The following is a 14469-nucleotide window of genomic DNA, read 5'->3' as shown; positions in this document are numbered from 1 at the left end:
GGGCGCAACGTCGTTGCAACATTCCGGTTTCTAGCCTCCTCGCGAGAGCCGCCCAACGGCGGGTGGCGCTTCTCGGGAGGCAGGTATTCATGACCCGTTTCGCAGCGCCCGGTACGGACGGCGCGGTCGTCTCCTTCGAGGCGCGTTACGACCATTTCATCGGGGGTGAGTACGTGCCGCCGGCGCGCGGGCAGTACTTCGAGAACCCGAGTCCGGTGAACGGGCTCCCGTTCACCGAGATCGCGCGCGGTACGAGCGAGGACGTGGAGCGCGCGTTGGACGCGGCGCACGCGGCGGCGCCCGGCTGGGGGCGTGCGTCCGTGACGGAGCGTTCGGACGTCCTGCGCAGGATCGCCGACCGGATGGAGGCGAACCTGGAGCTGCTGGCGGTCGCGGAGAGTTGGGAGAACGGCAAGCCGGTGCGGGAGACGCTGGCCGCCGACATCCCGCTCGCGATCGATCACTTCCGGTACTTCGCGGGGGCGGTCCGCGCGCAGGAGGGTTCGCTGGCGGAGCTGGACGACGACACGGTGGCGTACCACTTCCATGAGCCGCTGGGGGTGGTCGCGCAGATCATTCCGTGGAACTTCCCGATCCTGATGGCGACCTGGAAGCTGGCTCCCGCGCTGGCGGCGGGCAACGCGGTCGTGCTGAAGCCGGCCGAGCAGACTCCGGCGTCCATCCATGTCTGGCTGAGTCTGGTGGCGGATCTGCTGCCCCCGGGCGTGCTGAACATCGTCAACGGGTTCGGGGTCGAGGCGGGCAAGCCGTTGGCGTCGAGTCCCCGGGTGGCGAAGGTGGCGTTCACGGGCGAGACGACGACCGGGCGCCTGATCATGCAGTACGCCTCGGAGAACATCACGCCGGTGACGCTCGAACTCGGTGGCAAGTCGCCGAACATCTTCTTCGACGACGTGTGGTCGGCGAACGACGACTTCCGTGACAAGGCGCTCGAAGGCTTCACGATGTTCGCGCTCAACCAGGGCGAGGTGTGCACCTGTCCGTCGCGTGCGCTGGTGCAGCGCGGCAACTACGCCGAGTTCATGGAGGCGGCCGTCGCCCGCACGGAGCAGATCAGGACGGGGCATCCTCTGGACACCGACACCATGATCGGTGCCCAGGCCTCCAACGATCAGCTGGAGAAGATCCTGTCCTATCTGGACATCGGTCGGCAGGAGGGCGCGAAGGTCCTCACCGGTGGTGAGCGCATCGAGCACGAAGGTGAGTTGAAGGGCGGCTACTACGTCCAGCCGACGATCTTCGAGGGCCACAACCGTATGCGGATCTTCCAGGAGGAGATCTTCGGCCCGGTCGTGTCCGTGACGTCGTTCGACGACTTCGACGACGCCATCAAGATCGCGAACGAGACGTTGTACGGCCTGGGGGCGGGGGTCTGGACGCGGGACACCAACACGGCGTACCGCGCGGGCCGCGCCATCCAGGCGGGCCGCGTCTGGACCAACTGTTATCACGCCTACCCGGCCCACGCCGCTTTCGGCGGGTACAAGGGTTCGGGCATCGGCCGTGAGACGCACAAGATGATGCTGGACCACTACCAGCAGACGAAGAACCTTCTGGTGTCGTACTCGCCGAAGAAGCTGGGCTTCTTCTAGAGGCACGAAAGAGGCGCCTGACCTGGGCTTCTGCCCGCCAGGCGCCTTCCTCTCGGCCCGCCAAGAGCAGGGACCGACTTACCTCATGACTCCCCCGGAGATCTTTGGGCCGCCTGGCCGGCTTGGAGGCGAGTTCTGTAGTCGCGGTACGTCACCTCGGACGGGCTGGTGCGCTTCGGCCGGGCGGTGATGTCGTATGTGCGAAGGAAGTCCTTGACGCTTGGGTCCTGGCCGTTGCCCACCTCGTACCGAAGCACGGCGGTGCCGCCCTTCTCCACCTTCGCGTACGTCGGCATGCAGGAGCGCCCCGCGGCTCGATGCTGATCGTGGTGCATCCCCGCCTTGCGCTCCGCGGCCTCCTCCGGGCCTTCACCGACCGGTGTGAGCAGCGCGACTCCCGCCGGGCGATCGCTCCGAGCGTCCACCCCTTCGCCTTCACCCACGCGATCATCGTGTGACGGATCCCGTCCGAGTTCGACGACAGCGGCTGGGCCGCGGCGACATGCGGGAAGTCGCCACGCCCTCGGCCCGGTAGTCGTTCGCCGCGGACGCGATGGTGCGGGGCCGCCGCCCCACTACGTGCGAGGGCTTCGAGAACTTCGCGCAGAGGGTGGCTGAGGATCTGGCGCAGGCCGGCGGCTACGTGAGCAGGGCGGTGCGCCTGGAGAGCCTGGTGCGGTCCACGCGCAGCGGAGGCTGAGGAGAAGTGGGGGTGACGACGAGGCACAGCGGCGCCGTGTCGGCCGCACGGACCATCTCTACTCATCAGCGCCCAGATCACCGCTCCGAGTGGCACGTACCACCACCAGCCGCGTATCCGGAACCACTGCAGCACGTAGAGCCCAGCACCACGATCTCCCTGGTTCGACAGTGTCCAGGACCGCCGCCCATACGCGTCGTCTGTCGTCCTGACGCTGACCGAGCGCAGTGACCCGACGCCGAGCAGCAAAGGGGCAGTGCGGCAAGACCGACACGCACCCCCACACATCCGGGGCCAGGTACGCCTGCCTCAAAAGCTCGGCCGCGAGCCATACTTGGCCATGCGGGAACAAGCCCGTGTGGCCTGATACGGGAGAGTCGGCGATCCCAGTGAGCAGCGACAGCGTGGGCGTGAGCAAGGTCGGGGTTCGGCTCAAGTGGGACCCGAGTCCCTGGAACCAGCCGCCCCACCATCTCGACATCATCGCCACGACCTACTCCGCGGACGCTCCCTGCGGGCGGCCCGAGTACGTCGTCCACTTCGACAGCCGCTCTCCGGACGGCACCATCAACATGTCCCGGCACAGCCAGACCGGCCAGGGGTTCGGCTACGTCGAAGAGATGACCCTGGAGCTCGATCGCCTCGCCGCCTCCTTCGCGCGTGTGGTCGTCGGGGTCGCGATCCACCAGAACAGCGGTCCCAAGACCTTCGGCGACATGTCGAACGCTGGAGTACTGGTCGTCGAGGGTTACCGCGAACTGCTGAAGGACGACTTCTCGCAGGTCGCCGGATCCACTGCCGCAACGGTCGCGGAGTTCACCCGAACCGCTTCGGGGGCGTGGGAGTTCCAGGAGATGATCCGGGGGTTCGACACCGAACCGGGGGTCTTCACCGCAGAGATGGGCGGCGCTCCACAGCCGTGACAGCCTCGTCACCGCTCACGGCCATCGCCGCACAACGGGGCACAGCTCACCACTCGGGTGAACCGAGGAAGGTAGTCGGCGTCGCCCTTGACCGTGGCCCGGACGGCGGCAAGAAGCCGCGTCGGTTCCGCCGAGTCGTGGATGACGTCGAAGGTGGTGACAAGGTCGTGGCGCCTGGGAAGCCCCTGGGCCGCATCGACCGTCTCGAACGTCACGCGGTTGGCGGGTCGGCGACACCGGCCCACTCCGCCTTCGCCCGGGCGAGTTTCCAGCTGCGCCGGGAAGTTGTCGAACCCCGTGAAGCGGGGGGCGGGGAAACCTCTGGGCGAGGCCGAGCAGGGCGCGGCCGGCAAGGCACCCCACGTCCGCGACGTCGATGCCCCGCTCCAGGGCCCGGCAGGCCCGACACCGTGCTGCTCCCCCTCGTCGCCGCCGCGGCGGGCGGGGGCACTCGGGGCCGGTTCGCCTCATCCGGACCGCGTAGCGAACGCGCACCGGGCGGCCCCACCGGACGACGCCAGGTACACCCTCTGAGCGGGCGCGTATGTGACGTACCACCGTTGGGACGAGAGCAGCGTCCGGCGGGCTTCGTACGGAGAACGACCGCGGGCGGGCAACGGCGGCCTCGATGTAGCTGCGGAGACCACCCCTCAACCGGACGGGGGGTGGACAGGTCCCGTCTCCTCGTGGTGCCGGATGGCGCGGAACCGATCTGCCCCTCTGTCACGCCCTCCGCATCTCGTGGGAACAGCACCGCGTCCCTGGGCCGCCCATGCACGGTCGGCAAGGGAAGAGGACCGTCAGGGCAAGAGGCGTCGACTCGCCGACGTGAGCCGTTCCGGCCGGCCGGCCGCGACTACAGCGGCCGGGGCCGCCTTCACAGTTCTGGTCACGCTCGGGCCCAGCGTTGGTTGACGCCGGTGTGGCAGCTCCACACGATCACCGCAGCGCCGTTGGCGGTGCTGCCGCCGTTGACGTCCAGGCAGAGTCCGGTCTGGGCGTTGCCGATGGTTCCGTCGGTGTTGAGATTCCATTGCTGGTTCGCGCCGCCGGTGCAGTCCCAGATCCGTGCTCGGGCGCCGGGGGCGGCGTCGCTCGGCACGTCCAGGCATCTACCCATCACCCGCAGAGTCTGTCCGGTCTGGGTGAATTGCTGGTTGGCGCCGGTGTGGCAGTCCCAGGTGATCATCTGGGCGCCGTTGGACGAGTCGGCACCGCTGACGTCCAGGCATCGGTCGGCGGACTGGCTCCGCAGCCGGAATGTGGTCGGGTTCGGGGTCGGGTCGGCACCCGTGAAGAAGCTCCAGATCTCTCCCTTGACCCAGCTCCTGGCGCCGCTCTCACAGCCTGCGCACCCGTCCACGGGGCCTTGCTGGTGACCTCCGTCGAACGCGGCCCAGACGACCGGATACCCCTCTCGGCAGCCCGAGTAGGCGGTGGTGATGTGGGCGCGGCTGCCCGGCGCGGGCTCCGGCGCGTTCTGGGCGGTACAGCCGTTGTTCCTGACGAACCTGTCCCGCAGCCCGCGACCGGCGCCGATGTTGTCATTGATGCCGTGGATTCCCATGTACGCGAAGGGCTGGGTGCCCCCGCTGCACCCGCTGATCCCCCCAGGCGCGGCTATCGCGGCGACCGCACGGAAGACGTTCGGCCTGGCACATGCGAGTGCGTAGCTCATGGCTCCGCCGTAGCTGAACCCGAGGGCGAAGCGCTGCGTGGTGTCGACACAGAGGTCGTTGTCGATACGCCTGATCATGTCGTCGACGAAGGTCACGTCCTCGCCGCCGGAGTTGCCCCAGCCGTTGTTGATGCCCTGCGGAGCGACGAAGATCGCGCTGTTGTTCGCCAGTCGCCGGAGTCCGTAGTGGGCGTAGACATCGCCATCGCTTCCGCCGCCGGCGACTTGCCCGGCGGTGCCACCCAACCAGTGGAATCCGAAGACCAATCGATGTTGACGGGTGTTGTCGTAGTTTTCCGGGATGCTCAGGATGAAGGAGCGATTCTTACCGCTGCTTTGAATCGTGTGCGTACCGTTCGTCAGGGTGGGGGCACGTCCGCATCCGGCGGTCCCCGCGAGTGTGGCCCCGGCGGTGGGCGACATGCCGGCCGCAGCGCTGACTCCTGCCACGCCGGCCATGGCGAGAACGAGCAGTGCCGCTACCACGGCTCGCCCGAAGAACAATCTGCGGATCGACATCATGCGACTCCCTCGCTGCTCGGTGACATGGCTCTTCCTGGTCGGCCGGACCGCGGCTCGCGCTGGGGCTGGATGCGGTGGAGTTGGAATCGCTGGTTGGTGCGGTCGGTTGCTGCCCACTGGGAGATGCGGGCTCCGTCGGCGGTGGAGGCCTCCCACACGTCCAGGGCGAGGCCGCTCTGCCGGTTGACCAGACTGATCACGCCACCTCCGTGGTCGACTGTTCGCCACTGCTGGCCGGCGGCGTCGGTATCCGGCTGCTGGGTGATGTCGGCGCCGTTGCTGCTACTGGCGACCTGCAGGAACAGACCACTGTGCCCAACCCGGATCTTGTAGTGCCCTCCGTCGGAGGGCAGGAACTCGAAGTGCTGGTTGAGACCGGCGGTGATCTGCCACTGGATCAGCCGCGCACCGGCGGCCGTGGACGCACCGTTGATGTCGGCAGCCTTGCCGCTGTGCTGGGCCACCAGCCGATAGGCCACGCCGGCCTCCACCGGCCCCGACCTGAGTGCGGACGCTCGGTAGGTCTTGCCGGCCTGGCCGGCGAACTCGATGAGATCGGCCTCTAGACGCTTCGGCTGGATCGGCTCGCCGCTCGAATCGTCCTTCAGCGTGAAGTCGCCGGTGAAGATCCGACTGCGTACCCGGACGGCACCGGTTCGGTCGGGTGTGACGACGAACTCGATCCGGCCGCTGCTCCACTCGGCGCCGACGGTGTATCCGCCGCGGCCTCGCAGTCCGCTCACACGCCCGGTGGGCCAGGCGGCCGGCAGCGCCGGCAGCACGTGCAGTTCGCCGTTGTGGCTCTGCAGCAGCATCTCCGCGATGCCCGAGGTGGCGCCGAAGTTGCCGTCGATCTGGAACGGTGGGTGCAGGTCGAACATGTTGGGCGCGAGACGGTCCGTCCGCACCAGGTCCCGGATCAGCTTGTGGGCCCGGGCGCCGTCCTCCATCCGTGCCCAGAAGTTGATCTTCCACGCGAGCGACCATCCCGTCCCGTCGTCACCGCGCAGCTCCAGCGTCCGCCGCGCGGCCTCGTACAACTGGGGTGTCCCGCGCTTGGTGATCTGGTTGCTCGGATGCAGACCGTACAGGTGGGAGACGTGCCGGTGATTCCGCTCGGTCTCCACCCAGTCGGCCAGCCACTCCTGGACATTGCCCCTGGAGCCGACCCGCATCGGCGCCAGCCGGTCCCGGGCCGCCACTGCCTGAGCGCGGAAGGCGGCGTCCACGCCGAGGAGTTCGCCCGCGCGGGCGACGCTGTTGAAGAGGTCGCGCAGGATCTGGTTGTCCATGGTGGGCCCCGCGCAGACGGTGGCGTTCGCATGGTGAGGCAGCTCCGGAGAGTTCGACGGGTTGGTGACCAGGTATCCGAGCGTCGGGTGGGCGACCAGGGTGTCGAGGAAGAACTGTGCGGCGCCCTTCAGGGCCGGATAGTTCGAGCGGAGGAAGTCGATGTCACCGGTGAACAGGTAGTGGTCCCAGATCAGGGTGGCCAGCCATGCGCCACCGGTCTGCCACATCCCCCACTGCGCTCCGTCGACGACCGAGGCGCCCCGCCACGCGTCGGTGTTGTGATGCGTCACCCAGCCGCCGGCGCCGTACTGCGCCTGGGCCACCCGGGCGCCGGTCACGGTCAGGTCGTTGATCATGTCGAAGACCGGGAGGAAACATTCGGAGAGGTTCGTCGTGTCGGCGGGCCAGTAGTTCATCGGCAGGTTGGCGTTGATGGTGAACTTCGAGTCCCAGGACGGAGCCATCTGGTCGTTCCAGATGCCCTGCAGGTTCGCCGGCTGGGTACCCGGCCGCGAGGACGAGATGAGCAGATACCGGCCGAACTGGAACAACAGGGCTGAGAACTGCGGGTCGTTCACTTGCGCGTGCTGTGCGATCCGTACGTCGGTCGGCTGGTCGGCCGCCGTCGTACGTCCCAGGTCGACCGACACCCGGTTGAACAGCGCCTGGTAGTCGGCGAGATGCCGGCTGCGTAGTGCGTCGATGCCGACGTCGCGGGCGGCGTTGAGGCGGCTGCGCGCGGTCCCCTGGTAGTCGCCGGCGACGTTCCGGAAGTTGACGTAGCTGGAGCCGATCGACACCAGCACCGTCACGCTGGTGGCGCCGGAGACGCGCAGCGTGCCGCCCGAACTGCTGACCGTGCCGCCCGTCACGGCGGCGTTGGCCAGGGCGAGGAACCGGACCCGCCCTGCGATGCCCTCCATGGTGGCGGAGGTGCCGTCGAGGGCGATCGTGGCGCCGTCCGGGCTGGACACCGTAGTCCGTTGTGGACTGTCGAAAGTGGCGTTGAAGGTGAGGGAGTTGGCCCGGTCGGCCGTCAGCCGGACCACGATCACCCGGTCGGGTGCGCTGGCGAACACCTCGCGCTGGTACCGCACGCCGTTCAGTACGTAGGTCGTGAGGGCCGTGGCGGTCGTGAGGTCGAGCGTCCGGTTGTACTGCGACACACCGGTAGCGCCGCCAAAGGAGAGCAGAAGGTTTCCGACGGGCTGGTAGGCCAGCTGTCCGGCCGGGCTGCCCAGCATCGTCTGATCGATCAGGTCCTGCGCCGGCCCCCACTGATCCGCAAAGACCCGCCGCCGGATCTCCGCGATGTTGGCCGCGCCACGGGTGTTGGCGGAGTCGTACGGACCGCCGGCCCAGACGGTGTCCTCGTTGAGTTGCAGCCGTTCGGTGTCGACGTTGCCGAACACCATCGCGCCGAGGCGTCCGTTGCCGATCGGCAGTGCCCGCAGCCAGTCCGCGCCGGCCGGCCTGTCGTACCACAGGGCGAGGTCGTCGGCGGCCAGAACCTCCGGCGGCGCGGCCGAGCCGGCCCTGGCAACGGCCGTCCACCCACCCGGCACGATCCCGGCTCCGGCCGCCGCCGCCCCGGCGGCGAGAAACCGTCTGCGTGTCACCTCGGACATGTCGTTCTCCCTTCTCGGACTGGAGCAGGACGCGGACGCAGCGCCGGGAGCCGGGCGCCGGTGGACGGGGTGCAGTCGGCGTAGGGCAGCCGGCCCGGAACGCGGCGTAGGCGTACGTCGACTTGGTCGGCAGCACCGCGGCCGGCGCGGCGAGGGCGGCCTCCGGCGCCGCGAGACCGGCATGCGCCGGGTGGCGGGTGGCGTACGGCTCGGTCAACGCGACGCTGATCAGCGCCACTTGGTCGAGACGCCGTGTGCGACTCCTTACGCATCGGAGCGGCGCCCTGGTGTGCCCTCGCGTGAATGCCCCGCCCACCCGGCCGGCGGGGATGGCAGCCGGAGTCGGCGGCATCCGATCACCACCGGTCCCACGCCGGTCCGGCGGGCAGGGCTGGTGACGAGGCCGGTCGGTCGCACCGCCTCGCACCCCCCGCGGACACGCAAGGCCGTGCGGTCGCGCCGGTCTCTGCCTGTGTCCGCGCCGCCGATGGCCGGACGATCGCCATCGCCGCTACGGGCATCACCTCCGTCCACGACGAGCCCGCCTCGGCCGAGCGCGGCACCGCGTCTCGAACGAGCCGGACGTGGAGGGCGTCAGCAAGGGATGGCCAGGGGTCGGTGCCGACGGCCACCGCGGTCGGGAAGTCGCGCGTCCCGTGGGTGAACGAGTGCTCGTACCCGATGACGTGACCGGGTGGTCACCGGGCCGACATGTACGGATGGTCCGGCTCGGTGATGAGGATCCGGGTGAATTCCTGCTCGACCGCGGGCCCTGTGGCCTCGTGGAACTCCAGCTCGTCGAGGCGCTCCAGGTCGAAGGCGACCGCGTCGAGCGAGCCGTTGCTCTCCCCTCGGAGCGCGCTCTCGCGCCCGGTGGTGAACCTCCAAGGTAGGACCGGCGACGGGTGTGGGGCATGGTCCTGCCTTCCCGGTTGGCGGTGTGGTCACGTGTGCGCTGTGCAGGATCCGTTGACGTCGGCCGCCTGCCGACAGCCTGCCGAGCCGGCGCGGAGCTTGCCCTCTCCGCGCCGGCCCCCTCCCAGATCGCTCGCGCAACGGGCATGTCAGCGTCATGCCGCTGCCGTGGCGCCTGGAAAGCCTCGCTCCCCGGCTTCGCCCGGATCTCCGGTCAGCAGGTGGAGTTGGTCTGGGTGAGGAGCCCCGTCCGGCACGGCAGGGAGATGCGGTCGCCGTCGGCGTTGGGGTCCATGCCCTGGTACAGGAGCCGCGACGGGTACGGGTTCAACGACAGGATCGCTCGGGCCCTGGGCTGCCGCGGCGGATCAGGCGAGTGCACGAATTCGTTCATCACCGGCACCTTTCGAAGTCGGAGCCACCTCACCGTGCCGGCGCCAGAAATCCGCGGATTTCTTTTGGCTTCCGCTTTCACAGGTCATGAATGGGGAACGTTACGCGTCGACGACTAGAAGACTGACAGATTGTCATGGTCCATTCAAGTAGGAAGGTTCGATATATATGTGTGGCTGAGCCGTCGCGCAACCAACCGGAGAAGCGGGACTATTGACGGCCACTCCTCATAACCTTTTCGGGCGGCGAATCGGAGTGACGGACGCACGTAAGTCGCGGCATTTTTCGTTATCGACGGCCGGCTTGGACAGTCGCAGTCGACGTAGTGCCGAAAAGTACGGCGCCGTCACCGAACACGAAGACGTGGACGTCGACTCGAACGACCCTCAGGCGAGCTCGCCGAGTAGCCCGGCCTTGACGTCGGCAACCGGCCGGAGCCGATCTCGGCCGACTCGGCTCCCATCACGACGGCATTCTCGGTCGCCCCGGCGAGCGCAGGATTGTCGAGCACCGTGGCCGACCGCCCCGGCGGGACGGGGAGCAGCGCCAAGGCGACGATCAGCCGCTCAAGGGGGACCAGTTCGTCGGCGGCCCGGCCGCAGCCCGCACAGGATCGGGTGTGCCGGGTGATGCGCTTGCGCCACAGCGTGCTCGGTACGCCGTCCCAGCCCCCCAGCGCGGCCGTCAGCTGTGGGCACCGGGGGCTGGCGTCCAGCGCGGCGACGAGTGAGCGGCTCAGCTCCAACTGGTTGCGCATCCGCTGGACGCGCACACCCGCGTGGGCCACGCTCGTTCCCAGCGCCGCCGCGAGCTCCGCCCTCGCCAGCCGGCCCGCGGTCTCCAGCCACCACAACGACAGCAGCGCCCGGGCGTCCGGGTCGAGCCATCGACTGGCGCGTACGGTCTTTCGGCGATGACCGGACAACTCGACGTGGATCAGGGCCAGGCTCTCGGCGTCGGCGTCGGCGTCCGGCGGGTCGGTCATCTCGTCGAGGGGGGCCGTCCGTTCGGCGTCCGCCTGCCGCCGGTGCAGATGGGTGCTGATCTGTCGTGTCGCGATCGTGGCCAGCCAGGGCCGGAAGCACTCCGGGGCGCGCAAGGTGCGCAGCTCGGGAAGTGCCCGCAGCATCGTCTCCTGCACCACGTCGTCGACGTCCGCAAGCTCACCCAGTGCCCTGCGCACGATCGCGTACACCAGCGGCAGGTACGTCGCGGCCAGGTCGTCGAGGGCTCGTGGATCGCCGGCCTGTGCGGCGACGACCAGGCTCGTCTCGTCGGCTCGGCCGGCTCGCATCACGAGCCCGTACACGTTGCCCCGGGCAGGGCCACCCCAGGTGCCGCGCACGTCGCCACCCTCGGGTTCGCACGCACGATCGACTCGGGCGCGGCCGGCTGGTAATGCGGGGCAGCCCGTCATCGTCCCGGCCGTCCGCCATCGACGGGAAGACCGATGCCGTTGCCCCGGTCCGACACCGAGGGGGCGAGGAACACCGTGGCCCCGGCGAGATCGTCGGGGCCTCTCCAGCGACGGGCCGGGATCCGGCCAAGGATCGCCTGGTCGTGCTGGGGGGCCGCGCGTAACGCCTCGGTGTCGTGGGTGGCGACGTGGCCCGGTGCGATGGCGTCGACGTTGACGCCGCGCCCGCCCCACTCCTTCGCCGGGGCCGGCGCCTCGGCGACCCGGCTCTCGATGTCGAGGGTGTGGCCCCCACGGTGGACAACCGCTTTCATCGATCCTCCATCCCTATGGTGTCGAACGTCCCTTCCGCGGTGGACCTGTGTGGTTCGGGGGTGACAGCGAGCAGCCGCAGGCCGGCCTGCTCCGGCCGTATGTGCGGTCCGTCGGGTGCGTGTGCCGTTCGCTGACGGGCCGAGGTCTTCACCGTGGTCATCACCGTTTCGTCGATCCGGATGCCCAGGCCCGGCGTGTCGCCGAGCACGAAGGCGCCGTCCTCGACGTGCAGATCCATCGCGATGCCGATCGGCGGCTGCAGGCCCTGCAGTTCGCTGACGAGGTGGTTGGGCACCGACGTCGCGGCGTGCAGCAGCGCGACAGGCGTGTTGCCGATCGGGCTGACCGGCAGATCGTAGGCGTGCGCCAGCGCGGCGACACGCAGGAAGTGGGTGACTCCCCAGACCGCGGCCGTCTGGACGATGTCGACGCCTCCCGCCGCGATCAGCGGGCGGAACTGCTCGAGGCCGGTGAGGTTCTCCCCACTGGCGACCGCCGTCCGTACGCCACGGCTGACAGCGGCCAGGCCGTCGGCGTCCCACCGCCGGACCGGCTCCTCGATCCAGGTCAGGTCGAGTGTGCGTTCCAATTCACGGACGTGGCGCACCGCCTGCTTGCGGCTCCAGGACTCGTTCGCATCCAGCATGAGCCCTGGCCGGGTCCCGTGCGCGGCCTCGGTCAGTACCTCGCGTACCAGCGACAGCCGGTGCCGGTCATGCTCGATGTCCAGGCCGCCCTTGAGCTTCGCCGCCCTCAGCCCGCGTTCGGCATAGACCTGGTAGGTGGCGACGAGCTCGTCGTCGGTGAGGCCGATGTCCAGGCCGGAGGCGTAGGCGTGGACCATGCGGTCGTTGCCGCCCAGCAGCCGCCACAGCGGCTCGCCCACCGCCTGCGCCTTGATGTCCCACAACGCCGTGTCGAACGCGCCGATCGTGCCGAACACCACGCCGGCATGCCCGGGTTTGAAGGAGTGCCGCAGCATGCGGTCGTAGAGGGCGGTCACCGCGCGCGGGTCCTGGCCGTCGATGGCGGCGAAGATCACCTCGGCTTCCACGTGCGGTCCCAGGCCGACCCCGGTGATCCCCTCATCGGTCTCGACGAGGACGACCGACACGGGCACGACGCCGTCGTCGTGGACGCCGTTGGCGTCACCGACAGGTCGGCCCCATCTCTGTGCCGTCGTCAGGGTTCTGTACCCGGTGATGCGCATGCGTCAGCCCTTCGTCGCGCCGGCCGTCACGCCCTCGGCGATCTGGCGCTGCAGGAACAGGTAGGTCACCAACACGGGTAGCCCGGCGATCAGGACACCGGCTGCGAAGGTGGGGATGTCGGCGGAGTACTGGCCGCGCAGTGAAGTGATGCCCACCATCAGGGTGCGATGGTCCGCCGACGGCATCATCAGCAGCGAGATGAGCACGTCGTTCCAGCAGAACAGCGCGTCGAGGATGCCCACCGACAGCAGTGCGGGAGCACCCATCGGCAGCATGATGCGCCGGTAGACGCCGTACAGGGTGTTTCCGTCGATCCGTGCGGCGTCGACGAGCTCGGTGGGCACCGCCCGGTAGTAGCTCGTCATCAAGAAGACGGTGAACGGCAGGAACTGCGCGACGTAGGCGAGGATCAGCCCCGGATAGGTGTCGATGAGACCGCCGTCGGCCATGATCCTGGCCAGTGGCACCATGATCACCTGGAACGGGATGAACAGTGCCGCGAGGCAGACCAGAGCCAGCGCGGACGAGCCACGGAACCGCACCTGGGCCAGCGCGAACCCGGCCATGGACCCGATGAGCAGTAACAGCGCCACGGCGCAGGCCACCACGATCACGGAGTTGAGGAAGTACCGCCCCATGCCGACGCTGTTCCACGCGGTGCCGAGGTTGTCCCACCGGAGAGTGCTTGCCAGGGAGAACCGGTCGAGGATGTATTCCCGGCGGGTCTTCATCGCGACGTTGGCGGTGAACAGCAGCGGGTAGATCGTCGCCAGGGCGAGGAGCACCATCGGCACGGCGACCAGCCATCTGCCCGGCCCCAGGCGGGACATCAGTCCTCCCTCCCCGCCCGGCGCAGCAGGTGGACCTGGAGCAGACCCACGACCAGCATGATGAGGAAGAGGACCGTGGACGCGGCCGACGCGAGCGCCGGGCGGCTCATCTGCCCCTGCTGGACCCAGATGTAGTACTCCGGCAGGTAGGTCGCCCCTTCGGGGCCACCACTGGTCATGACGTAGAGCAGCCCGAACATCGAGGTCAGCATCCCGATCATCGTGGTGACGACGACGAACTGGATGGTGCGCGCCAGGCCCGGGATGATGACGTGCCAGATCATCCGCGCGAGCGAGGCGCCGTCGACCCGGGCGGCGTCCAGAAGTGCGGGGTCCAGGGTCGCGAGCCCGGCCAGGAACACCACCAGCGCCATTCCTGATGTCGCCCAGATGTGCACGCCGACGACGGCGAACATGGCTACGTCGGGATCGCCGAGCCAGTCGACCGGGCCGATCCCTGAGCCACCGAGCACGTCGTTCAGCGGACCGTCGAAGGCCAGGAGCAGGTTGAAGATCGCGCCGACGATCACCGGTGAGAGCACAGCCGGGAAGAAGTAGACGCTCCGGAAGAACCGGTGTCCTGGCACCCGCAGGTAGATGAAGGTGGCGAGCAGTCCCGGGATCGCGACTGCGACCGGCAGCAGCAGCACCAGCAGTCCGACGTTGCGCAGCGCGGTGCGGAACAGCGGGTCGTCGATGAGCTCCGCGTAGTTGTCGAGCCCCACCGGGGCACCGTTGCTCTCGCCGTCACCGGTGAAGGAGAAGTTGACACCCAGTCCCAGTGGCCAGAGCCGGAGCACCACGATGATCAGGACGGCGGGAGCGACCAGGACGTAGGGGGCGAGGCGTTCGGCGCGCCGGCCGCTGCGGACTCGCGAAGATTTCGACGGGGGGCCGCCGTCACCTCCCGCCTCGCCAGCTCGCGCCGCGTCGGCCCGCCCTGCTCGCGCCGCGTCGGCCCGCCCTGCTCGCGCCGCGTCGGTCCGCCCTGCTCGCGCCGCGCGGAGCGACGAACCATCGGGTGACATGGC

General features: G+C 69.1%; 11 protein-coding genes. 3 read left to right on the top strand and 8 right to left on the bottom strand.

The window, feature by feature from the left end:
* The first annotated feature begins 89 nt into the window (after nucleotides 1-89).
* The 3 genes from exaC to STRBO_RS0118190 all read left to right on the top strand — a co-directional run bounded on the left by exaC (nucleotide 90) and on the right by STRBO_RS0118190 (nucleotide 3236).
* On the top strand, nucleotides 90-1613 hold the full coding sequence (exaC, locus tag STRBO_RS0118210) for an acetaldehyde dehydrogenase ExaC (protein ID WP_005475153.1): 1524 nt from the start codon (nucleotides 90-92) through the stop codon (nucleotides 1611-1613).
* A gap of 317 nt (nucleotides 1614-1930) precedes the next feature.
* Nucleotides 1931-2071 (top strand): hypothetical protein, encoded by a 141-nt coding sequence (locus tag STRBO_RS43450; protein WP_020114566.1) that lies wholly within the window; start codon nucleotides 1931-1933, stop codon nucleotides 2069-2071.
* A gap of 631 nt (nucleotides 2072-2702) precedes the next feature.
* Nucleotides 2703-3236 carry a TerD family protein gene (locus tag STRBO_RS0118190; protein WP_005475158.1) on the top strand — a complete coding sequence of 178 codons (534 nt, stop codon included), beginning with the start codon at nucleotides 2703-2705 and terminating at the stop codon, nucleotides 3234-3236.
* A gap of 889 nt (nucleotides 3237-4125) precedes the next feature.
* Here STRBO_RS0118190 and STRBO_RS0118180 read toward each other — a convergent pair.
* The 8 genes from STRBO_RS0118180 to STRBO_RS40215 all read right to left on the bottom strand — a co-directional run bounded on the left by STRBO_RS0118180 (nucleotide 4126) and on the right by STRBO_RS40215 (nucleotide 14466).
* Nucleotides 4126-5436 (bottom strand): RICIN domain-containing protein, encoded by a 1311-nt coding sequence (locus STRBO_RS0118180; protein WP_005475162.1) that lies wholly within the window; start codon nucleotides 5434-5436, stop codon nucleotides 4126-4128.
* The gene (locus STRBO_RS0118175; protein WP_005475164.1) at nucleotides 5433-8357 is read right to left on the bottom strand and encodes a glycosyl hydrolase family 95 catalytic domain-containing protein; all 2925 of its coding nucleotides are present in this window, start codon (nucleotides 8355-8357) and stop codon (nucleotides 5433-5435) included. Before STRBO_RS0118175 ends, STRBO_RS0118180 begins: the two co-directional genes overlap by 4 nt.
* A 1129-nt stretch (nucleotides 8358-9486) precedes the next feature.
* Nucleotides 9487-9666, bottom strand: a complete 180-nt coding sequence (locus STRBO_RS0118170) for a hypothetical protein (protein WP_020114563.1) — start codon at nucleotides 9664-9666, stop codon at nucleotides 9487-9489.
* Between the two features lie 345 nt (nucleotides 9667-10011).
* Nucleotides 10012-10959 carry an RNA polymerase sigma factor gene (locus STRBO_RS0118165; RefSeq protein WP_202499414.1) on the bottom strand — a complete coding sequence of 316 codons (948 nt, stop codon included), beginning with the start codon at nucleotides 10957-10959 and terminating at the stop codon, nucleotides 10012-10014.
* Nucleotides 10960-11078: 119 nt separating this feature from the next.
* A complete protein-coding gene (locus STRBO_RS0118160; RefSeq protein WP_005475172.1) occupies nucleotides 11079-11396 on the bottom strand; it encodes an SDR family oxidoreductase in 318 nt (105 codons plus the stop codon).
* Nucleotides 11393-12607, bottom strand: a complete 1215-nt coding sequence (locus tag STRBO_RS0118155) for a mandelate racemase/muconate lactonizing enzyme family protein (protein ID WP_005475174.1) — start codon at nucleotides 12605-12607, stop codon at nucleotides 11393-11395. The genes STRBO_RS0118160 and STRBO_RS0118155 overlap by 4 nt, the downstream gene beginning before the upstream one ends.
* Before the next feature lie 3 nt (nucleotides 12608-12610).
* Nucleotides 12611-13438 carry a carbohydrate ABC transporter permease gene (locus tag STRBO_RS0118150; protein ID WP_020114562.1) on the bottom strand — a complete coding sequence of 276 codons (828 nt, stop codon included), beginning with the start codon at nucleotides 13436-13438 and terminating at the stop codon, nucleotides 12611-12613.
* Nucleotides 13438-14466 carry a carbohydrate ABC transporter permease gene (locus STRBO_RS40215; protein WP_005475178.1) on the bottom strand — a complete coding sequence of 343 codons (1029 nt, stop codon included), beginning with the start codon at nucleotides 14464-14466 and terminating at the stop codon, nucleotides 13438-13440. Before STRBO_RS40215 ends, STRBO_RS0118150 begins: the two co-directional genes overlap by 1 nt.
* Nucleotides 14467-14469 lie beyond the last annotated feature (3 nt).

The organism is Streptomyces bottropensis ATCC 25435 (assembly GCF_000383595.1).
GTDB classification, from domain to species: Bacteria; Actinomycetota; Actinomycetes; order Streptomycetales; family Streptomycetaceae; genus Streptomyces; species Streptomyces bottropensis.
Note: the sequence above shows the minus strand (reverse complement) of the source record. Positions and strands in the feature narration are given on the sequence as shown.

Excerpts from the sequence above, each read along its gene's own strand:
- STRBO_RS0118175 (WP_005475164.1), bottom strand. The coding sequence starts at position 8,357 with ATGTCCGAGGTGACACGCAGACGGTTTCTCGCCGCCGGGGCGGCGGCG.
- exaC (WP_005475153.1), top strand. The coding sequence starts at position 90 with ATGACCCGTTTCGCAGCGCCCGGTACGGACGGCGCGGTCGTCTCCTTC.
- STRBO_RS0118160 (WP_005475172.1), bottom strand. The coding sequence starts at position 11,396 with ATGAAAGCGGTTGTCCACCGTGGGGGCCACACCCTCGACATCGAGAGC.
- STRBO_RS43450 (WP_020114566.1), top strand. The coding sequence starts at position 1,931 with ATGCTGATCGTGGTGCATCCCCGCCTTGCGCTCCGCGGCCTCCTCCGG.
- STRBO_RS0118180 (WP_005475162.1), bottom strand. The coding sequence starts at position 5,436 with ATGATGTCGATCCGCAGATTGTTCTTCGGGCGAGCCGTGGTAGCGGCA.
- STRBO_RS0118165 (WP_202499414.1), bottom strand. The coding sequence starts at position 10,959 with ATGCGAGCCGGCCGAGCCGACGAGACGAGCCTGGTCGTCGCCGCACAG.
- STRBO_RS0118155 (WP_005475174.1), bottom strand. The coding sequence starts at position 12,607 with ATGCGCATCACCGGGTACAGAACCCTGACGACGGCACAGAGATGGGGC.
- STRBO_RS40215 (WP_005475178.1), bottom strand. The coding sequence starts at position 14,466 with ATGTCACCCGATGGTTCGTCGCTCCGCGCGGCGCGAGCAGGGCGGACC.
- STRBO_RS0118170 (WP_020114563.1), bottom strand. The coding sequence starts at position 9,666 with ATGAACGAATTCGTGCACTCGCCTGATCCGCCGCGGCAGCCCAGGGCC.
- STRBO_RS0118150 (WP_020114562.1), bottom strand. The coding sequence starts at position 13,438 with ATGTCCCGCCTGGGGCCGGGCAGATGGCTGGTCGCCGTGCCGATGGTG.